This is a genomic window from Mesorhizobium sp. P2_F5, assembly GCF_056403715.1.
The window spans coordinates 1-19,377 of the sequence record NZ_JBFUEY010000004.1 but is presented as its reverse complement, the minus strand read 5'-3'; the positions used below and the strand labels follow the sequence as shown (position 1 = coordinate 19,377).

Below are 19,377 nucleotides of genomic sequence, written 5' to 3'. Positions count from 1 at the left end.
GATGGTCGTCGGCATCGCACATTACCTCACCGTATCGGCAATCCTGTTCACGCTTGGCGTGTTCGGCATCTTCCTGAACCGCCGCAACATCATCGTCATCCTGATGTCGATCGAGCTCATCCTTTTGGCGGTCAATATCAATTTCGTCGCCTTCTCGGCCGCGCTTGGCGATCTCGTCGGACAGGTGTTTGCCCTGTTCGTGCTTACCGTCGCTGCCGCCGAGGCGGCCATCGGTCTTGCCATTCTCGTCGTCTTCTTCCGCAACCGCGGCTCGATCGCGGTCGAAGACGTGAACCAGATGAAGGGTTGACGGGGCTAACATGTATCAAGCGATCGTCTTCCTTCCGCTGCTCGGCTTCCTGATTGTCGGCCTGTTCGGCAATGCACTCGGCGCCAAGGCCTCGGAATACATCACCTCCGGTTTCCTGGTGATTTCGGCCGTGCTGTCCTGGGTTGCCTTCTTCTCCGTCGGTTTCGGCGAAGGCGAAGTGTTCACTGTGCCGGTGCTGCGCTGGATCCAGTCAGGCGGGCTCGACGCCAATTGGGCGCTCAGGATCGATACGCTGACCGTGGTGATGCTGGTGGTTGTCAACACCGTGTCGGCGCTGGTTCACATCTATTCAATCGGCTACATGCACCACGACCCGAACCGGCCGCGCTTCTTTGCCTATCTGTCGCTGTTCACCTTCGCCATGCTGATGCTGGTGACGGCCGACAATCTGGTGCAGATGTTCTTCGGCTGGGAAGGGGTGGGTCTCGCCTCCTACCTGCTGATCGGCTTCTGGTACAAGAAGCCGTCGGCCAATGCCGCGGCCATCAAGGCCTTCGTCGTCAACCGCGTCGGCGATTTCGGCTTTGCGCTCGGCATCTTTGGCGTTTTCGTGCTGTTCGGCTCGGTCAATCTCGGCACCATCTTCGCCAATGCGGCGACGTTCATTCCGGCTGAAGGCGCCCCGCAAGGCGCTGCCGTGCTTACTTTCCTCGGCTACGCGCTGGACAAGCAGGCGGCCATGACCATCGTCTGCCTGCTGCTATTCATGGGCGCCATGGGCAAGTCGGCGCAGGTGCCGCTGCACACCTGGCTGCCGGACGCCATGGAAGGCCCGACGCCGGTTTCCGCGCTCATCCACGCCGCCACCATGGTGACCGCCGGCGTGTTCATGCTGGCGCGGCTGTCGCCGCTGTTCGAGCTGTCGCATTCGGCGCTGACGGTGGTCACCTTCATCGGCGCCTTCACCGCCTTCTTCGCGGCGACAGTCGGCCTGGTCCAGAACGACATCAAGCGCGTCATCGCCTATTCGACCTGTTCGCAGCTCGGCTACATGTTCGTTGCGCTCGGCCTTGGCGCGTACGGTGCGGCTATCTTCCACCTGTTCACGCATGCCTTCTTCAAGGCGCTGCTGTTCCTCGGCTCCGGCTCGGTCATCCATGCCGTCTCCGACGAACAGGACATGCGCAAGATGGGCGGCCTGCGGAAGCTCATTCCGAAGACCTACTGGATGATGGTGATCGGCACGCTGGCGCTGACCGGCGTCGGCATTCCGGTGACCGTCATCGGCACCGCCGGCTTCTTCTCCAAGGATGCCATCATCGAGGCTGCCTTTGCCGGGCACAATTCGGTCGCCGGCCTCGCTTTCATCCTGCTGGTCATCGCCGCCTGCTTCACCTCGTTCTACTCCTGGCGGCTGATCTTCATGACCTTCCACGGCGAGCCACGGGCAAGCCACGACGTCATGCACCATGTCCATGAATCGCCGCCGGTGATGCTGGTGCCGCTGTTCATCCTGGCGGCCGGTGCGCTGTTTGCCGGCATCATCTTCCACGGCGCCTTCATCGGCGAAGGCTATGCCGAGTTCTGGAAGGCGTCGCTGTTCACGCTGCCGGACAACCACATCCTGCACGAGATCCACGAACTGCCGTTGTGGGTCGAGCTGGCGCCGTTCATCGCCATGCTGATCGGTTTTGCGATCGCTTGGAAGTTCTACATCCGCTCGCCGGAATTGCCCCGGAGCGTCGCCGCCAACCATCGCTTGCTCTACGCCTTCCTGCTCAACAAATGGTACTTCGACGAGCTCTACGACGTCCTGTTCGTGCGGCCGGCAAAGGCTCTTGGTCACTTCCTGTGGAAGACCGGCGACGGCACCATCATCGATGGCCTTGGCCCCGATGGCGTTTCAGCGCGCGTCGTCGACGTCACCAACCGCGTCGTCAAGTTGCAGACCGGCTACCTCTATCACTATGCCTTCGCCATGCTGATCGGCGTGGCCGCACTCGTCACCTGGATGATGCTCTGATGACCGCCTGGCCAATCCTCTCGCTGGTCACCTTCCTGCCGCTGGTTGGTGTGTTGCTGATTCTGTTCATCAGGGACGACAGCGAAAACGCACGCCGCAATATCCGCGCCATCGCGTTCATCACCACCGCGGCCACCTTCATCATCTCGCTGTTCATCTGGACCGGCTTCGACAATTCGCAGGCCGGCTTCCAGTTCGTCGAGAAGTTTGCCTGGCTGGATTCCGGCATCTCCTACCATATGGGCGTCGACGGCATTTCGATGCTGTTCGTCATCCTGACGACGTTCCTGATGCCGCTCTGCATCCTGGCGTCGTGGGAAGCGATCGACAAGCGCGTCAAGGCCTACATGATCGCCTTCCTGCTGCTGGAAACGCTGATGATCGGCGTGTTCTGCGCGCTCGACATCGTGCTGTTCTACGTCTTCTTCGAAGCCGGCCTGATCCCGATGTTCATCATCATCGGCGTCTGGGGCGGCAAGCGCCGCGTCTATGCCTCGTTCAAGTTCTTCCTCTACACGCTGGCCGGCTCGGTGCTGATGCTCTTGGCCATCATGGCGATGTTCTACCAGTCCGGCACCACCGACATGCCGACGCTGTTGACGCACAATTTCCCGGCCAGCATGCAGACATGGCTATGGCTGGCCTTCTTCGCCTCCTTCGCGGTGAAGATGCCGATGTGGCCGGTGCACACCTGGCTGCCCGACGCGCACGTCGAAGCGCCAACGGCGGGCTCGGTGATCCTGGCCGCCATCCTTCTGAAGATGGGCGGATACGGCTTCCTGCGCTTCTCCTTGCCGATGTTCCCGCTGGCGTCGGAAATGTTCGCGCCGCTGGTGTTTACGCTCTCCGTCGTTGCCATCATCTACACCTCGCTGGTGGCGCTGATGCAGGAGGACATGAAGAAGCTGATCGCCTATTCCTCGGTCGCCCATATGGGCTTCGTCACCATGGGCATCTTCGCCATGAACCAGGAAGGCGTGCAGGGCGCGATCTTCCAGATGCTCAGCCACGGCCTGGTCTCGGGCGCGCTGTTCCTGTGCGTCGGCGTCATCTACGACCGCATGCACACGCGCGAGATCGACGCCTATGGCGGCCTGGTCAACAACATGCCGAAATACGCTACCGTGTTCATGGTCTTCACCATGGCCAATGTCGGCCTGCCCGGCACCAGCGGCTTCGTCGGCGAATTCCTGACCATGCTCGGCGTGTTCAAGGTCAACACCTGGGTGGCGTTCTTCGCCGCCACCGGCGTCATTCTGTCGGCCGCTTACGCGCTCTGGCTATACCGCCGGGTGATCTTCGGCGCGCTGACCAAGGAAAGCCTGAAGGGCCTGCTCGATCTCTCGACGCGCGAGAAGGCGATCATCTACCCGCTGGTCGTTCTGGTCATCTTCTTCGGCGTCTATCCCGCCCCCGTCTTCGAAGCCACGGCCCAGTCGGTCAAGGCGCTCGTCACCAATGTCACCGCATCCATCGGCGCCGCGCAGACCGCGGCGGCGAACTGACCAGAGGTTTTGCGAACCATGACGCCGGACCTTTACGCCAGCCTTTCGCTCTCGACGCCGGAACTGATCCTTGCCATCGGCGCGCTCGCGCTCTTGATGGTCGGCGCCTATTCGCGCGCCAACGCCGTCAACCTTGTGACCGGTCTTGCCGTCGCCGTGCTGGTGATCGCAGGCCTATGGCTGATCCTTTCCACGGGGCTGGGCAGCGCTTACGGCAACGCCTTCATCCAGGATCCGTTCTCCCGCTTCATGAAGGTGCTGTCGCTGGTCGGTTCGGCGGTGACGCTGGTCATGTCGATGCGCTTTGCCAAGCAGGAGCATTTCGACAAGTTCGAATACCCCGTGCTGATCCTTTTGTGCACGCTCGGCATGATGCTGATGATCTCGGCCAACGGCATGATCGGGCTTTATCTCGGCCTCGAACTGCAGTCGCTGGCGATCTATGTGCTGGCGGCGATCAACCGTGACAATCTGCGCTCGACCGAGGCCGGCCTGAAGTACTTCGTGCTGGGCGCGCTGTCGTCCGGCATGCTGCTCTATGGCATCAGCCTCGTCTACGGCTACACCGGCAATGTCGGCTTCCAGGAAATCGCCTCCGCTCTCGGCAGCGGCGAGCGCCAGCTTGGCCTCGTCGTCGGCCTCGTCTTCGTGCTGGCCGGCCTTGCCTTCAAGATTTCGGCGGTGCCGTTCCATATGTGGACGCCCGACGTTTACGAGGGTGCGCCGACACCGGTCACCGCTTTCCTGGCGGCGGCACCCAAGATGGCGGCGATGGCGCTGATCGTGCGCGTCACCATGGGCGCCTTCAAGCCGATCGCGTCCGACTGGCAGCAGATCATCGTCTTTATCTCGATCGCCTCGATGGCGCTCGGCGCCTTTGCCGCCATCGGCCAGACCAACATCAAGCGACTGATGGCGTACTCCTCGATCGGCCATATGGGCTACGCGTTGGTCGGCCTCGCCGCCAACAGCCAGGCCGGCGTACGCGGCGTCGCCATCTATATGCTGATATATCTGGTGATGACGCTCGGCACCTTCGCCTTCATCCTCGCCATGCGGCGCAAGGAAGGCAATGTCGAGCAGATCAGCGATCTGGCCGGTCTCTCCTCGACCAACCCGATCATGGCGACGATCCTCACCATCTTGATGTTCTCGCTGGCCGGCATCCCGCCGCTCGCCGGCTTCTGGGGGAAGTGGTACGTCTTCCTCGCCGCCATCAACGCCAACCTCTATGCGCTGGCGATCATCGGCGTGCTGGCCTCGGTCGTGGGCGCTTATTACTATCTGCGCATCATCAAGATCATGTGGTTCGACGAACCGGCCGGCGGCTTCGTGCCGATGGCGAGCGAGTTGCGCCTCGTTCTCGGCGTCTCCGGCGCCTTCGTGCTGTTCTATGTGCTGATCGGCGGTCCGATCGCGACCTACGCCGAAGCCGCCGCCAAGACATTTTTCTGACCGGATGGCATTTCGGCTGGCTCCAACCTCTGAGACGGAAGGGTTCCGGCTCGAGGCCCATGACAGTATCGGCTCCACCAACACGGTGGCGCTGGACCATGCAAGGGCAGGTGACCCCGGCAAATTGTGGGTCGTTTCCAAAAAGCAGGAAAGCGGGCGCGGCCGGCGTGGCCGTGCCTGGGTGTCGCCCGAAGGCAATCTGGCGGCGACCTTGCTCGTCATAACCGGCGGTGAGCTTCGCCTTGCCGCGACACTCGGTTTCGTCGCCGGCCTGTCGCTGGCCGACGCGCTCGATGCCGTGGTGCCGAAAGGCCGGATCGCCATCGGTCTCGACGGCGCCAGCCAGGGGCAGAACCGCTTCGAGCTGAAATGGCCGAACGATGTGCTGGCCTCCGGCGCCAAGCTTGCCGGCATCCTGCTGGAATCGGCTATTCTCGACGGCGGCCGTTTCGCGGTGGCGGTCGGCATCGGCGTCAATGTGGTGGCATATCCCACTGATATGCCGTATCCGGCGACATCGCTGCAGGCGCTTGGCGCGACATGTGATGCCGAAACGCTGTTCTTGGCGCTGTCCGATGCGTGGACCGACAATGCGCGGCTGTGGGATGAAGGACGCGGGCTCGACGCCATCAGGCGGCGCTGGCTGGCGCGCGCAGCGGGGCTCGGCGGCGAGGTTGCTGTCAGGATTGACGGGAATGTGGTGCGCGGTACCTTCGAGACCATTGACGCGGACTGCCGTTTCGTGATCCGCGATGATGAGGGGTCGGTCGTGACGGTCGCCGCCGGCGACGTGCATTTCGGCGCGGTCGCGTCGGCAAAAGTTTAGGGGCTGGCCGCAAAGGCCGGGAAGGGAAAATTGATGGCGAAAGCGCAAAACGCCGAACTCGTCTTCGTGCCGCTCGGCGGCGTCGGCGAGATCGGCATGAACTTCGCCCTTTACGGCTACGGGCCGCCCAGTGCGCGCGAATGGATCGTCGTCGATGTCGGCGTGACCTTTCCCGACGCGGCGCATCCGGGAGTCGACCTGATCCTGCCCGATACGCGCTTCATCGAGGAGAACCTTGCCGGTCTGCGCGGTATCATCATCACACATGCGCATGAAGACCATTACGGCGCGCTGCTCGACACCTGGCCGAAGCTGAAGGCGCCGGTGTGGATGACGCCGTTCAGCGCCGGCCTGCTGGACGCCAAGCGCCAGGGCGAGCAGGGCGCGCCGAAAATCCCGGTGACGATCTACCGGGCAGGCGAAAAGTTCACCGTCGGTCCGTTCGAGATCGAGGCCATTCCGGTGGCGCACTCGATCCCCGAGCCGATGTCGCTGGCGATTACCTCGCCGGCCGGCACCGTCATCCATACCGGCGACTGGAAGATCGATCCGGAACCGACGATCGGCCCGAAGACCGACGAGGCGCGTTTCCGCGCCTATGGCGACAAGGGCGTGCTGGCGCTGATCTGCGATTCGACCAATGCGCTGCGCGAAGGCGAATCGCCGTCGGAAGTGGCGGTTGGCGAGGGGCTGAGGGGTGTCATCCAAAGCGCCGTCGGCCGCGTCGCCGTCACCACCTTCTCGTCCAATGTCGGGCGCATCGTCTCGATCGCCAAGGCGGCGCGCGATGCCGGCCGCCAGTGCCTGGTGCTCGGCCGCTCACTGAAGCGCGTCATCGATGTGGCCGGTGAACTCGGCTACATGGACGGCCTGCCGGAGTTCATCGCCGAAGAAGAGTTCGGCTTCATCCCGCGCGAGAACCTGGTCATTATCTGCACGGGCAGCCAGGGCGAACCGCTGGCGGCACTGGCAAAACTGTCGCGCGAAGAGATGAAATCGGTGTCTCTGACGGCCGGCGACACGGTGGTGTTTTCCTCGCGCACCATTCCTGGTAACGAAAAGGCGATCCTCGAGATCAAGAACCGCCTCATCGATCTCGGCATCAAGATCATCGAGGATGGCGATGCGCTGGTGCATGTCTCCGGCCATCCCCGCCGCAGCGAATTGCGCAGGATGTATGAGTGGGTGCGTCCGCAAATCGGCGTTCCCGTGCATGGCGAGGCCGCGCATCTGGTGGCGCAGGGGTCGCTGATGTCGACCTCCGGCATCGGCCAGGTTGCGCAGGTGCGCGACGGTGACATGCTGCGGCTGGCGCCCGGTCCGGCCACCATCATCGACCAGGTGCCGTTCGGCCGCATCTACAAGGATGGCAGGCTGATCGGCACTGACCAGGCAATGGGCATACGCGACCGGCGCAAGCTGTCCTTTGCCGGCCATGTCGCGGTCAATGTCGTGCTCGACGACAAATATGAGCTCGCCGGCGATCCCGATCTGGTCGCCATCGGCGTCGCCGAGGCGGACGCCCGTGGCGAGAACATGGAAGACCTGATGCTCGACGCGGCCGTCGGTGCGGTGGACTCGATCCCCCGCCAGCGTCGCAAGGATCTCGATCTGGTGCAGGAAGCGGTTCGACGCGCGGTGCGCGGCGCCGCCAACGAAGCCTGGGGCAAGAAGCCTCTGGTGACGGTGTTCGTCACGAGATAGGGCGAAACCAAGCGCTGGAATTCAGCTGCTGACGGGAAGCCAGCGAAACGCCCCGTCCACCTGCTCGATGTGCCCGAGACCCGGAAACGGCATGTGATAGCCGGCGACAAGCAGCCGGTGTTCCGCGGCCATTTTCAGCAGGCGCTTGCGGGTCTCGACGGCCTGCTCCTTCTCGTCGTCGAGATCGGCATGCCATTCGGGGCGCTGGATCGACACGACAGAGTGCAGGAAGGCGTCCGACCAGATGAGCAATTGCTGCCCATCGCTTTCGATGTGGAACGCCAGCAGCCCTGGAGAATGGCCGGCGGCGTCGATGGCGGTGATGCCCGGCACGATTTCGTCGCCCGGCGCTACGAATGTCGCCCGGTCGGCAAGGCTGGCACAGACGCGCCGGAACAGGTCGCGGTTGCTCAGCCTGGCTTCGCGCACCGTATCCGCCTCGGTCCAGAAGACGAATTCTGCCGCACCGAACACATAGCGCGCCCGGCTGAAGACGGCTTCGCCGTTGTTCATGAGGCCACCGATGTGGTCGGGGTGGCCATGCGTGATGATCACCAAATCGATGTCGGCGGGTTCGAGCCCGAGGTCTTGCAGGCATTGCAAGAGTGCACTGTCCTCGTCGCCGAATCCGGTGTCGAACAGGATTTTTTCCGCGCCGGTGTCGATCAGCGTCGGGATGAAGCAATGCTCGTATCGATGGGGATCGATGACGTTCGAGACGGCGAGTTCGCGCACCGCGCCCGGCGATTGTCCAGGGGCGAAAGCCGCGGCGAGATTGTCGCGGAGATCGACGGCGTCGAGGAGGGCGGCGACCTTGAATGAGCCAAGATCGAAGCTGAAAACGCGTGGGCGGACATCGGACATTGCCGTTTGTACTTCGCTGATATCGATTGGAACAGGGCGGCGGTTCACCCAAGTGCGACCTTGCGCGCCTTGGCAAAGGCTATTGATGTCGGCCGATTTGACGTAAGACGCCAGACATCGAAGCTGGAGGTTTCATGCTGGGACGCCTGAACCATGTCGCGCTTGCCGTGCCGGATCTGGCCGCGGCGATCACCGCTTATCGCGATACGCTTGGCGCGAAGGTCACCGCGCCACAGGCGCTGCCGGAGCATGGCGTGACGGTTGTGTTCGTCGATGTCGGCAACACCAAGATCGAACTGCTGGAGCCGCTGGGCGAGGCTTCGCCGATCGCGGCTTTCCTCGAGAAGAACCCCTCGGGCGGCATGCATCATGTCTGCTATGAGGTCGACGACATTCTTGCCGCGCGCGATCATCTCAAGGCGAGCGGCGCCCGTGTGCTGGGCGACGGCAATCCCAAAACCGGCGCCCACGGCAAGCCGGTGCTGTTCCTGCACCCCAAGGATTTCTTCGGTACGCTGGTAGAACTGGAGCAGGCATGAGCTGGATTTCGTTTGCCGCGCTGTTCTTCATCACCTGGTGGCTGATGCTGTTTATGGTGCTGCCGTTCAGCGTGCGCACGCAGGATGACGATCACGACGTGACGCTGGGCACGGTTGCCAGCGCGCCGCGCGGGCCGCATATGCTGCGCGCCGTGATCCGCACCACCATCGTCACGGCTGTCGTCATGGGCATTTTCTACGGCCTGACGCACGGGCTGGGTTACAGCCTCGACGAAGTCCCGCACGTCATTCCCGAAGCCAGCCAGGCACCGGCTAATTAAAGCACTTTCCTGCCGAAAAAATCGGGCGGGCAGCATGCGGCTTTTTGTGCCTATTTTCGGAGCATCGGACTCCAGTTTCGGTGCCTCGGGCCAAGGTTAGCAACTCCGCGCGCAAGCATAGCCAATCCTGATAGAATCGCGACCAGATCACGCCGGCGCAAGCTCATGTGATTTGGGAACAGTTTGATCTAACCAGATGATTGGGCAAAAAAAATGCAAGGCACAAGGCCTTGCAATTTAAACGCGTTCCGATCTGTTTTCCGGTTTCCGGCGGCAGCGGGTAACCGCGCCTAGATCGCATCCTCCCAAGACTTTGACCGCGTAGGAGAGCAGATTTTTCTCTACCCTCTCGGTTATCGGGGCACACTAGCCTAACCCCGATGAAATTGTCACGCAGAATTTTGCCCGCAAACGGGCAATCCTGTGCTGCACTGCACAATAGTACGGCAGGCTTTGCTTGCGAAACGAACAACAGCGGGGCTGCCGCATTAATTTGGCCAGGTGTGCTGCGTCGCCCGGACGCGCAAAGCGTGTGTCAGCACTTTGCAGCGAGGCGGAGCACTTTGCGCCCAAGGATTATCGTTTTCGGTTCGAAGGTCTTTGGAAGAAGAATCGATTTTTGCGATTTCGGGCCGATGCGGCCGGTCGGGTTTCCATTCCGTCACGAAATAGCTATGAAGCCGGGGCAAGCAAGCCAGCCGCGCCGATTCCGGCGCAGCCTCCTCTCTCACGGACCTGTCCATGCGTTTGTCGCAGTTTTTCCTGCCCATCCTGAAAGAAAATCCGCGCGAGGCCGAGATCGTCTCGCACCGGCTGATGCTGCGTGCCGGCATGATCCGCCAGCAGGGGCAGGGCAGCTTTTCCTGGTTGCCGCTGGGCAAGCTGGTGCTGGACAAGGTTTGCCGGATTATCCGCGAGGAGCAGAACCGCGCCGGCGCGCTGGAAATCCTGATGCCGACCATCCAATCGGCCGATCTGTGGCGCGAAAGCGGCCGCTATGACGATTACGGTAAGGAGATGCTGCGCATCAAGGATCGGCAGGACCGCGACATGCTCTACGGACCGACCAATGAGGAAGTGGTCACCGAGATCGTGCGCGCCTACGTCAAGTCCTACAAGGACCTGCCGCTCAACCTCTACCACATCCAGTGGAAGTTCCGCGACGAGGTGCGGCCGCGCTTCGGCGTCATGCGCTCACGCGAATTCCTGATGAAGGACGCCTATTCCTTCGACCTCGATTTCGAGGGCGCCAAGGCGGCCTATAACCGGATGTTCGTCTCTTATCTCAGGACGTTCACGCGCATGGGCCTGCAGGCCATTCCGATGCGGGCCGACACCGGGCCGATCGGCGGCGATCTCAGCCACGAATTCATCATCCTGGCCGACACCGGCGAAAGCCAGGTCTATTGCGACCGCGAGTATCTGTCGCTTCAGGTGCCCGGTGAAAACACCGACTTTGCCAATGACGGCGAGATCGCCGACATCGTCAAGACGTGGACGACACCCTACGCCGCCACCGACGAGATGCATGACGAGGCAGCCTGGGACAAGCTCGGCGAAGCCGACCGGGTCTCGGCGCGCGGCATCGAGGTCGGCCACATCTTCCATTTCGGCGACAAGTATTCCAAGCCGATGGGCGCCAAGGTGACCGGGCCCGACGGCAAGGATCATTTCGTCTCCGGCGGCTCCTACGGCATCGGCCCGTCGCGGCTGGTGGCGGCGATCATCGAGGCCAGCCATGACGATAACGGCATCATCTGGCCGGAAGCGGTGGCGCCGTTCGACATCGGCCTGATCAACATGAAGGTGGGCGACGCCGACTGCGACCGCGTCTGCAACGAGTTCTATGCCGCCTTCGCCGGCGCCGGCAAGGATGTGCTTTACGACGACACCGACCAGCGGCCGGGCGGCAAGTTCGCCACCGCCGACCTGATCGGCCTGCCCTGGCAGGTGATCGTCGGTCCGCGCGGCGTGGCTGCCGGCGAGATCGAGATCAAGAACCGCCGGACCGGCGAGCGCGAGACACTGCCGGTGGCGGAGGCCAGGAAACGCTTCGGTGCAACCGCATGAGCCAAGCCGCGGCAGCGAAGCCTTCGGTCGCCAACTCGCCGGTGGGCAAGTCTCCGGTCGGCAAGTCTCCGGTTGCTGGGCCGTTTTCCATGTTCGAACGCATGGTCGCCTGGCGTTATCTGCGCTCGCGCCGCAAGGAGACGGTGATCTCGGTCATCGCCTCGATCTCCTTCCTCGGCATTATGCTGGGCGTCGCGACGCTGATCGTCGTCATGGCGGTTATGAACGGGTTCCGGGCTGAGCTGTTGACCCGCATTCTCGGCGTCAACGGTCATCTGATCGTGCAGCCGCTGGATTCGCCGCTTGAGGACTATGCTCAGGTTGCCGCCCGCATCAACGGCGTGGCCGGCGTCAAATACGCCATACCGCTGATCGACGGCCAGGTGCTGGCGCAAGGCAATGTCGGCGGCGGCATGGGCGCGCTGGTGCGCGGCATACGGGCCGAGGATCTCGGCAAGATCGACATCGTCGCCAAAAACGTCAAGCAGGGCACGCTTGACGGCTTCGACTCCGGCGAAGGCGTCGCCATCGGCAAGCGCATGGCCGAGAATCTGGGCCTCGTGCTCGGCGACACCATCACGCTGATCTCGCCGGATGGCGATGTGACGCCGATGGGCACGACGCCGCGGCTGAAGGGCTACAAGGTGGCGGCGATCTTCGAAGTCGGCATGTCGGAATATGACAGCTCCATCGTCTACATGCCGTTTTCGGAAGCGCAGCTCTATTTCAACATGGACGGCAGGGCGCAGACGATCGAGATCTATGTCGACAATCCCGATAATGTCGATGCGCTGAAACCACTGGTCGACGCGGCGGCGCAACGGCCGATCGACATGGTCGATTGGCGCCAGCGCAACGAGACGTTCTTTTCAGCACTGCAGGTCGAGCGCAACGTCATGTTCATGATCCTGACGCTGATCGTGCTGGTGGCGGCGCTCAACATCATCTCCGGCCTGATCATGCTGGTGAAGGACAAGGGCCACGATATCGCCATCCTGCGCACGATGGGCGCCTCGCGGGGCGCCATCCTGCGCATCTTCCTGATGACGGGGGCGGCGATCGGCGTCACCGGAACGCTCGCCGGCGTGCTGCTTGGGGTGCTTATCTGCACCAACATCGAATCCATCCGCCAGTTCTTCTCCTGGATGACCGGCAAGGTGCTGTTCAACCCGGAGCTCTACTTCCTCAGCCAGCTGCCGGCCAAGATGGACCCGCGCGAGACCACCTATGTCATCCTGATGGCGCTTGGCCTGTCCTTCCTGGCGACGGTGTTTCCGGCATGGCGGGCAGCACGGCTCGATCCGGTCGAGGCCTTGAGATACGAATGAAGTCCGAGATCATTATCGAGCTGAAGAGCGTCGAGCGGCACTATGTCCAGGGGCCGCGCAAGCTCACCATTCTGAACGGCGCGGATTTTTCACTGAAGCGCGGCGAGATGGTGGCGCTGGTGGCGCCATCGGGCACCGGCAAGTCGACGCTGCTGCACACGGCGGGCCTGCTCGAGCGTCCCGACGCCGGCGACGTCATTTTGGCCGGCCGGGCCTGCGGACGGCTCTCCGATGACGAGCGCACGGCGATCCGCCGCAACGATGTCGGCTTCGTCTATCAGTTCCATCATTTGCTGCCGGAGTTTTCGGCGCTCGAAAACATCATGATGCCGCAGCTGATCAAGGGGCTGTCGCGCAAGGAAGCGGCGGAGCGCGCCGCGCAGTTGCTCGACTACATGCAGATCGGCAAGCGCGCTTCGCACCGTCCGTCGGAGCTTTCCGGCGGCGAGCAGCAGCGCGTCGCCATTGCTCGTGCCGTCGCCAACGCGCCATTGCTGCTGCTCGCTGACGAGCCAACCGGCAATCTCGACCCCGTCACCGCGTCCTATGTCTTCGAGGCGCTCGGCGCGTTGGTCAAGCAGTCGGGCCTTGCCGCGCTGATCGCCACCCACAATCACGAACTGGCCTCGCGCATGGACCGGCGGGTGACGTTGCACGAGGGCAAGGTGGTGCCACTTTAGGGCATGGCGATACTCAGGTGAGGCCGGCCTGCGGATCTTAGCCCTTTTGGGGAGCAAAGATCGCTGAAGTCAGCTCCGCCCCTCATTGCCCTGCCGGGCATTTCTCCCCGTATAGTGACGGGGAGAAAGGGCAGGCCGCTGCCTCGGCGCTATTCCTGCAACGCTAGCGATTAGCGAAATCACCGATGACAGCGCCCCTCTCCCCGTCACTATACGGGGAGAGGATGCCGGCAGTCAGGTGAGGGGCAGCGCCGACGTTCGCGAGCAACTCGCCATCTGAAGCAGTGGATATCTTCTACCGCGCGATCCCGCCCCTTATCATATCAACGCTTTCTTAACCCTGCCCAAACCGGCTGTCAGGATTCGTCGGCATGCCCGCCTTCCGGTCGTTGACATTCGAACAAAATTAGAACAAAATACGAACATAGCAACAACAGGAGAGAGTTATGAGCGATCTTGTTCAGGACGTCGTTTCGTTGGTGTGCATGAGTGCGTTTCTGGTTTCCATGGCCGTCTGGATCGGCGCCATGTGATGAAACTGCGGTTCGCCGCAGTGTTTTAGGGCGGGCAGGAGGGCGTTGTGCCGTTAAGCCTTTCTTGCCGCCATGACGCTAGGGTGCCCTGCCAAGACAGGGAGCAAACACCCAAGTGTCGCCGATCGTGACGGTCCTTCTCGTGGCCGGTAATCTCGGACTGATTTTCCTTTTGATGACCGCGCCGCTCGGTTTGCGCACGGTGCGGCTCATCCGCGTGGTTGCCCTGGACCGGCAGCGCCTCTGGCAGGCGCTGTGGCCGCTCGGCAGCGATGCCGGCTGGTCAGGCGAGATACTCTCGGCCGAGGCATTGGACGGGCAGGGTACGGCACGCATCATGCTGTCGTGGGAAGGTCGCGATGGCCAGCCGATCGAGCGCAGGTCGCGGTTCGAAGACATCGTCGAAGGCAGTCGTTTTTCGATGCGCGTCATCGAGGATACCGCGCTCGATGCTTCGTTCTGGAAGGATTTTTACGAGACCACCGAACTTGTTTCGGAAGGCGCTGCGACGCGGGTCACGCTCAGCCAGACCGACCACTATCGCGGCGTCGCCTTCCTGGTGTTCCGCTACTTCGCCATGCGCCGCGAACTCGGCAAGCTACAGCACTGGGCGAGGACCGGAGAGTATCGCAAGGGCGGCTGGTTCGAGCATCCGCTGAGCCAGGTCGGCTTTGCCGTTTTGTCGGCCTTCATCCTGTGGCCGTTCTTCGGGCTCAATCTCGGTGGCTTTGCGCTGGCCGCGATCCTGACCTCGGTGGTGGCCCTGCATGAGCTCGGTCATATGGCGGCCTTCCGGCTGACCGGGCATCGCAAGGCGCGGATGATCTTCATTCCGTTGCTCGGCGGCATCGCCATTGGCGGGCGGCCCTATGACAGCCGCTTCGAGGTTGCTTTCGTGGCGCTGATGGGGGCGGGCTTCTCCGCCTTCCTGGTGCCGTTGCTGATCGCCGCCAGTGGGTTCGCCTCCAGCGACGGGCATCGGCTCGCTGCCGCGCTGCTGGCGACGCTTGCCGGCTTTGCCGCGCTGTTCAATATCGCCAATCTGGTGCCGGTGTGGAAGTTCGACGGCGGCCAGGTGTTGCGCCAGATCTGTCCGGGCCCGATCGCGCTGGCGCTGGCCTCGTTTTCTCTGCTGTCGGCCTTGCTGGCGATCGGCTGGCTGGCCGGTTTTTCCCAAAGCTTTCTGCTGGTGGCGGGCGCTGTCTTTGCCATCCTCAGCCTGCTGACCATGGGCAGCGGGGTAAAACCGCGCCATGAGCTGAAGCCGATCCGCACCTTCGACCGTTTCGCCATGGCCGGCGCGCTGCTGGCGGTCTTCGCCATACACGGCTACGGCTTGTTGTGGGCCTCGGCGCGGTTACTTTGAGCGTTTGATCGAGGCGAGACTTCAGCCGGCCTTGCGCGCCGGTTCGGCAGCTGTGCCGTCGGCTGCGCCAAACACATCCTCGAAGGCGGATTTCAGCGCCAGGTCGAAATCGGCCATGGTCACCGGCAGGCCGAGGTCGACGAGGCTGGTGACGCCGTGATCCGGCACGCCGCAGGGCACGATGCCGCTGAAATGGCTGAGATCCGGCTCGACATTGACGGCTATGCCGTGAAAGCTCACCCAGCGCCGCAGCCGGATGCCGATGGCCGCGATCTTGTCCTCGGCTGGCGAGCCGTCGGGCAGGGAAGGGCGATCGGGCCGCACCACCCAGACACCGACACGGTCCTCGCGGCGTTCGCCGCGCACGTTGAAGGCGGCGAGTGTTCCGATAATCCACTGCTCGAGCGCGGCGACGAAAGCGCGCACATCCTCGCGCCGGCGCTTCAGGTCAAGCATGACATAGGCGACGCGCTGGCCCGGCCCATGATAAGTGTATTCGCCGCCGCGTCCTGCGGCAAAGACCGGGAAACGGTCGGGATCGATCAGATCCTCGATGCGGGCGCTGGTACCGGCGGTGTAAAGCGGCGGATGCTCGACCAGCCAGACCATCTCGGCGGCCGCACCCGTGCGGATTGCCTCGGCGCGCGCTTCCATCACGGCCAGCGCATCGGTGTAGCCGGTCAGGCCGGGCTCGATGCGCCATTCGACCGGCGCTGAACCGGGCAAGGGCAGGAACGACGTGGCGATCTGGCTGCGTTCTGTCATGGCTTTTCGTTTTTAGCTTAATGCACGCCGGCTTTCAAAACCGCCTTGCGCCTTGGGGCGGAATGCATTTGCCCCTTCATATGGCGGCAATTGGCTGAAACGTCCAGTTCGCCACGCATTTCGGCCTTCCCGGCCGTTATGCCAATTCCCGGCGATTATTGCGCGCCGCGCCCTTGTTTCACCGGAAACGATTTGCTACACGCCGCGAGCCGGTTCGTTCCGGCTCCTACCACGGGCGGTCGTGGCGGAATTGGTAGACGCGCAGCGTTGAGGTCGCTGTGGGGCAACCCGTGGAAGTTCGAGTCTTCTCGACCGCACCAACATCTCTCCGATCTGATCTCGGCTTGCCTCGGCGACAGTGCGCGCCAGCGCAACGGAGAGATCGACCTTCAAATCCAAGATTCAACTGATCCATAACGCCGTCACCCGGGCGGGCGTACCAACCGCCATGTCGGCGTCGCAAATGGCGTGACCGACAGTGTCGCGCTTACCTATAGTGCCCAGGGCAATTTCATCCAGAGGCATTGCGTATGTTGGACAACGTTCGTGCGGTGGTCGTCGGTGGCGGCTGTGTCGGCGCAGGTATTCTTTACGGCTTGGCGAAGCGCGGCTGGAGCGATGTCGCGCTGCTCGAGCGGACGCAGCTCACCGCCGGCTCGACATGGCATGCGGCGGGGCTGATACCGTCCTACGCCCGCAGTCTCAACGTCGGCCGAATGATCGCCAAATCCATTGAGATCTATGAGGGCCTCGAAGCTGAAACCGGCCAGAAGGTGGGCTGGCACAAATGCGGCCAGCTGCGCATCGCCAACACGCGCGACAGGCTCGACGAATACCGCAGCTATATCGACGTCGCCGAGGTTCAGGGCATACGGGCGCGGATCGTATCGCCCGCCGAGGCGCGCGAAATCTGGCCGCTGCTCAACAACAGCGGCATGCTGGGCGCGCTCTATCATCCCGATGACGGTCACATCGCGCCCGCTGACGTGACCCAGGCCATGGCCAAGGGCGCCCGCGACCTCGGAGCAAGGATCCATCTTGGCACCGAAGTGACGGGGTTCGAGCGGATGCCGGGCGGCGAGTGGAAGGTCAGAACCTCCCGCGGCGACATGGTCTGCGAACACGTAATCCTCGCCACCGGCAATTATGCACGCCAGACCGGCGCCATGCTGGGCCTCGACATTCCGGCCATTCCGATCGTGCATCAGTACTGGATCACCGACGCGGTGCCCGAAGTCATGGAGCGCAAGCGGCAGGGCCTTTCGGAAATGCCGATCCTGAGGGACGAGGGTTACGAGGGCTATTTGCGTGAAGAAGGGGACGGGCTGCTGTTCGGCCCCTACGAGCGCACCGAACAGCTCAAGCTGTTCGCCGAAAACGGCGTGCCGGAATGGTTCGGCGCCGACCTGCTCGATGAGGATTTCGACGCCGTCTCCTGGAACTGGGAACGGGCTACGGAACTCGTGCCCGCGCTCGGGCGCGCCGGCATCAAGAGAAATGTGCGCGGACCGTTCCAGATGACCGCCGATGAGCTGCCGTTGATGGGGCCGGCCTGGGGGCTTCAGAATGTCTGGCTCGCGGAAGGCGTGCCGGGCGGCATCCTGTGGGGCGGAGCGATCGGCCATTATCTTTCGGAGCGGATTGTCGAAGGCGGCAACAGCATCGACACGGCGGAGCTGGATCCGCGGCGCTTCGGCGACCATGCCAACAAGAACTGGACGCGGGAGAAGGTGCGGGAAGCCTGGGGCACCCATGCGACGCAGCATTATCCGGGCCAGGACATGCCGGCGGCACGTCCGCAGAAAACAGCTCCGTCCTACGACCGCCTCAGTCAGCTCGGTGCTGTGTGGGATGTGCTGAACGGCTGGGAAATGCCAAGCTGGTTCGCACCTTCGGGCGTCGAGGCCCGCAATTCGTACAGCTGGCGCTGGACCGCCAAGGGCATCTATGTCGGCGAGGAGGTCCAGGCTGTCCGGCAAGCCGTCGGCTTGGTCGAAATGACGCCGATGACCAAGTTCGAGGTCAGCGGTCCGGGCGCCGAACGCTGGCTCGACGGGATTCTTGCCAATCGCTTGCCGCGCCTCGGTCGCATCGCGCTCGCCCATCATCTCGCGCCGGCCGGCGGTGTGCAGGCGGAGTATGTGGTGGCGCGGCTACGGAGCGACCTGTTCTACCTCGTCTCGACGCCGCGCGCCGAACGCTGGAACTATGACGACCTGAACAAGCTGCTGCCGCAGGACGGCAGTGTGCAACTGCGCAATGTCACCAATGATCGCGGCAGCTTCACCGTGGTCGGGCCCAAAGCGCGCGACGTTCTGCAGCTGTTGACCGAGATCGATCTGTCGAACGATGCTTTCCCCTGGTTCAGCGTGCAGTCGGCGACCGTCGCCCTCGCCAGCGACGTGCGGCTGATGCGCGTCAACTATTCGGGCGAGCTCGGCTGGGAGCTCTATCATCCGCTCTGCTATCAGCGGCATTTGCTGGATGCGCTTCTGGCATCAGGTGAGGCGCACGGGCTCAGGCTGGTCGGGCTGCAGGCGCTAGAATCGCTGCGTCTCGACAAGTCTTTCCGCGCCATGTACCGCGACATGAACCTCGAACTGTCGGCCTGGGAGAGCGGTCTCGACCGCTTCGTGAGGCTCGACAAGGGAGATTTCATCGGCAGAGCCTCCCTGACCGCGAAGCAAAAGCAGGGAACGGCGCGCCGGATCGTGACGCTGTCCATCGATACGGATGGAGCGAGCGCCTTTGCCTATGAGGGCGTCTATCGCGACGGCAGCCTTGTCGGCCGCGTCACGTCGGCGGGTTACTCCTACACGTTTGGCCATGACTTAGCGTTGGCGCTGCTGCCGCTGGAGCTTGGCACGCCCGGGACAGTGCTGGAGGTTTCAATTCTCGGCGAGCGGCGCCCGGCACGGGTGATCGCCGACTCTCCCTATGACCCGGAGGGCACGCGCGGGCGTCTGTGAGGGACCTGGAGCGTGAAGAAGCGCGGGGCTCACGCCGCCTTTTCATTCCCGCTAGGAGCCTGACTCTGTAATGGGACCCGCCGAGGCGATCTGGGTCGGCAGGGATTCTGGCGTGGATGACAGAGTGCGTCCGATCGAGCCGCGGTTGTGTCACAATGATCAGGCCGGTGTCATCGATCTTTGTGCTCCTGCCAGCTT

15 protein-coding genes and 1 tRNA gene are annotated in these 19,377 nt (G+C 63.0%); 14 read left to right on the top strand and 2 right to left on the bottom strand.

The genetic code is table 11. The features are described 5' to 3' along the window. Position 1 precedes the first annotated feature (1 nt). From nuoK to AC1DYO_RS06605, 6 genes are read left to right on the top strand one after another with little or no spacing between them, the layout of a single operon-like run. Positions 2 to 310, top strand: a complete 309-nt coding sequence (nuoK, locus tag AC1DYO_RS06630) for an NADH-quinone oxidoreductase subunit NuoK (protein ID WP_023670810.1) — start codon at positions 2 to 4, stop codon at positions 308 to 310. 10 nt (positions 311 to 320) lie between these two features. Continuing rightward, complete coding sequence (gene nuoL / locus AC1DYO_RS06625; RefSeq protein ID WP_477261511.1) at positions 321 to 2,294, top strand: NADH-quinone oxidoreductase subunit L; 1,974 nt, start codon at positions 321 to 323, stop codon at positions 2,292 to 2,294. Further along, complete coding sequence (locus tag AC1DYO_RS06620) at positions 2,294 to 3,799, top strand: NADH-quinone oxidoreductase subunit M (protein ID WP_477261509.1); 1,506 nt, start codon at positions 2,294 to 2,296, stop codon at positions 3,797 to 3,799. Before nuoL ends, AC1DYO_RS06620 begins: the two co-directional genes overlap by 1 nt. Positions 3,800 to 3,817: 18 nt before the next feature. Continuing rightward, positions 3,818 to 5,254, top strand: coding sequence for an NADH-quinone oxidoreductase subunit NuoN (gene nuoN / locus AC1DYO_RS06615; protein ID WP_477261507.1), 1,437 nt, complete (start codon positions 3,818 to 3,820; stop codon positions 5,252 to 5,254). 4 nt (positions 5,255 to 5,258) lie between these two features. After that, positions 5,259 to 6,080 carry a biotin--[acetyl-CoA-carboxylase] ligase gene (locus AC1DYO_RS06610; protein ID WP_477261505.1) on the top strand — a complete coding sequence of 274 codons (822 nt, stop codon included), beginning with the start codon at positions 5,259 to 5,261 and terminating at the stop codon, positions 6,078 to 6,080. A 33-nt stretch (positions 6,081 to 6,113) separates the two neighbouring features. Further along, positions 6,114 to 7,784, top strand: coding sequence for a ribonuclease J (locus AC1DYO_RS06605; protein ID WP_477261503.1), 1,671 nt, complete (start codon positions 6,114 to 6,116; stop codon positions 7,782 to 7,784). Between the two features lie 21 nt (positions 7,785 to 7,805). Here the strand turns inward: AC1DYO_RS06605 and AC1DYO_RS06600 are convergent, their stop codons facing one another. Further along, positions 7,806 to 8,648, bottom strand: a complete 843-nt coding sequence (locus AC1DYO_RS06600) for an MBL fold metallo-hydrolase (RefSeq protein ID WP_477261501.1) — start codon at positions 8,646 to 8,648, stop codon at positions 7,806 to 7,808. A gap of 134 nt (positions 8,649 to 8,782) precedes the next feature. On the opposite strand from AC1DYO_RS06600, the gene mce reads away from it, so the two are divergent. From mce to AC1DYO_RS06570, 6 genes are all read left to right on the top strand, one after another. Beyond that, positions 8,783 to 9,187, top strand: coding sequence for a methylmalonyl-CoA epimerase (gene mce / locus AC1DYO_RS06595; protein ID WP_477261499.1), 405 nt, complete (start codon positions 8,783 to 8,785; stop codon positions 9,185 to 9,187). Then, the gene (locus AC1DYO_RS06590; protein ID WP_477261497.1) at positions 9,184 to 9,468 is read left to right on the top strand and encodes a DUF1467 family protein; all 285 of its coding nucleotides are present in this window, start codon (positions 9,184 to 9,186) and stop codon (positions 9,466 to 9,468) included. The genes mce and AC1DYO_RS06590 overlap by 4 nt, the downstream gene beginning before the upstream one ends. Positions 9,469 to 10,209: 741 nt before the next feature. Further along, positions 10,210 to 11,538: a proline--tRNA ligase gene (gene proS, locus AC1DYO_RS06585; protein ID WP_477261495.1), complete on the top strand. Its 1,329-nt coding sequence runs from the start codon at positions 10,210 to 10,212 to the stop codon at positions 11,536 to 11,538. Further along, positions 11,535 to 12,866, top strand: a complete 1,332-nt coding sequence (locus AC1DYO_RS06580; RefSeq protein ID WP_477261493.1) for a lipoprotein-releasing ABC transporter permease subunit — start codon at positions 11,535 to 11,537, stop codon at positions 12,864 to 12,866. Before proS ends, AC1DYO_RS06580 begins: the two co-directional genes overlap by 4 nt. Beyond that, on the top strand, positions 12,863 to 13,546 hold the full coding sequence (locus AC1DYO_RS06575; RefSeq protein WP_112394723.1) for an ABC transporter ATP-binding protein: 684 nt from the start codon (positions 12,863 to 12,865) through the stop codon (positions 13,544 to 13,546). The genes AC1DYO_RS06580 and AC1DYO_RS06575 overlap by 4 nt, the downstream gene beginning before the upstream one ends. Before the next feature lie 648 nt (positions 13,547 to 14,194). Further along, positions 14,195 to 15,445: a site-2 protease family protein gene (locus AC1DYO_RS06570; protein ID WP_477261491.1), complete on the top strand. Its 1,251-nt coding sequence runs from the start codon at positions 14,195 to 14,197 to the stop codon at positions 15,443 to 15,445. A 21-nt stretch (positions 15,446 to 15,466) separates the two neighbouring features. Here the strand turns inward: AC1DYO_RS06570 and lipB are convergent, their stop codons facing one another. After that, a complete protein-coding gene (lipB, locus tag AC1DYO_RS06565; RefSeq protein ID WP_477261489.1) occupies positions 15,467 to 16,210 on the bottom strand; it encodes a lipoyl(octanoyl) transferase LipB in 744 nt (247 codons plus the stop codon). A gap of 235 nt (positions 16,211 to 16,445) precedes the next feature. Here lipB and AC1DYO_RS06560 point away from each other — a divergent pair. Both AC1DYO_RS06560 and AC1DYO_RS06555 read left to right on the top strand, forming a co-directional pair. Then, a tRNA-Leu gene (locus AC1DYO_RS06560) sits at positions 16,446 to 16,530 on the top strand. Between the two features lie 210 nt (positions 16,531 to 16,740). Further along, positions 16,741 to 19,179 (top strand): GcvT family protein, encoded by a 2,439-nt coding sequence (locus tag AC1DYO_RS06555; RefSeq protein WP_477261487.1) that lies wholly within the window; start codon positions 16,741 to 16,743, stop codon positions 19,177 to 19,179. Positions 19,180 to 19,377 lie beyond the last annotated feature (198 nt).

Coding starts and splice junctions, on each gene's coding strand:
- proS (WP_477261495.1), top strand. CDS start 10,210: ATGCGTTTGTCGCAGTTTTTCCTGCCCATCCTGAAAGAAAATCCGCGC.
- AC1DYO_RS06610 (WP_477261505.1), top strand. CDS start 5,259: ATGGCATTTCGGCTGGCTCCAACCTCTGAGACGGAAGGGTTCCGGCTC.
- AC1DYO_RS06600 (WP_477261501.1), bottom strand. CDS start 8,648: ATGTCCGATGTCCGCCCACGCGTTTTCAGCTTCGATCTTGGCTCATTC.
- AC1DYO_RS06575 (WP_112394723.1), top strand. CDS start 12,863: ATGAAGTCCGAGATCATTATCGAGCTGAAGAGCGTCGAGCGGCACTAT.
- nuoK (WP_023670810.1), top strand. CDS start 2: ATGGTCGTCGGCATCGCACATTACCTCACCGTATCGGCAATCCTGTTC.
- AC1DYO_RS06620 (WP_477261509.1), top strand. CDS start 2,294: ATGACCGCCTGGCCAATCCTCTCGCTGGTCACCTTCCTGCCGCTGGTT.
- AC1DYO_RS06605 (WP_477261503.1), top strand. CDS start 6,114: ATGGCGAAAGCGCAAAACGCCGAACTCGTCTTCGTGCCGCTCGGCGGC.
- nuoL (WP_477261511.1), top strand. CDS start 321: ATGTATCAAGCGATCGTCTTCCTTCCGCTGCTCGGCTTCCTGATTGTC.
- mce (WP_477261499.1), top strand. CDS start 8,783: ATGCTGGGACGCCTGAACCATGTCGCGCTTGCCGTGCCGGATCTGGCC.
- AC1DYO_RS06590 (WP_477261497.1), top strand. CDS start 9,184: ATGAGCTGGATTTCGTTTGCCGCGCTGTTCTTCATCACCTGGTGGCTG.
- nuoN (WP_477261507.1), top strand. CDS start 3,818: ATGACGCCGGACCTTTACGCCAGCCTTTCGCTCTCGACGCCGGAACTG.
- AC1DYO_RS06580 (WP_477261493.1), top strand. CDS start 11,535: ATGAGCCAAGCCGCGGCAGCGAAGCCTTCGGTCGCCAACTCGCCGGTG.
- AC1DYO_RS06555 (WP_477261487.1), top strand. CDS start 16,741: ATGTTGGACAACGTTCGTGCGGTGGTCGTCGGTGGCGGCTGTGTCGGC.
- lipB (WP_477261489.1), bottom strand. CDS start 16,210: ATGACAGAACGCAGCCAGATCGCCACGTCGTTCCTGCCCTTGCCCGGT.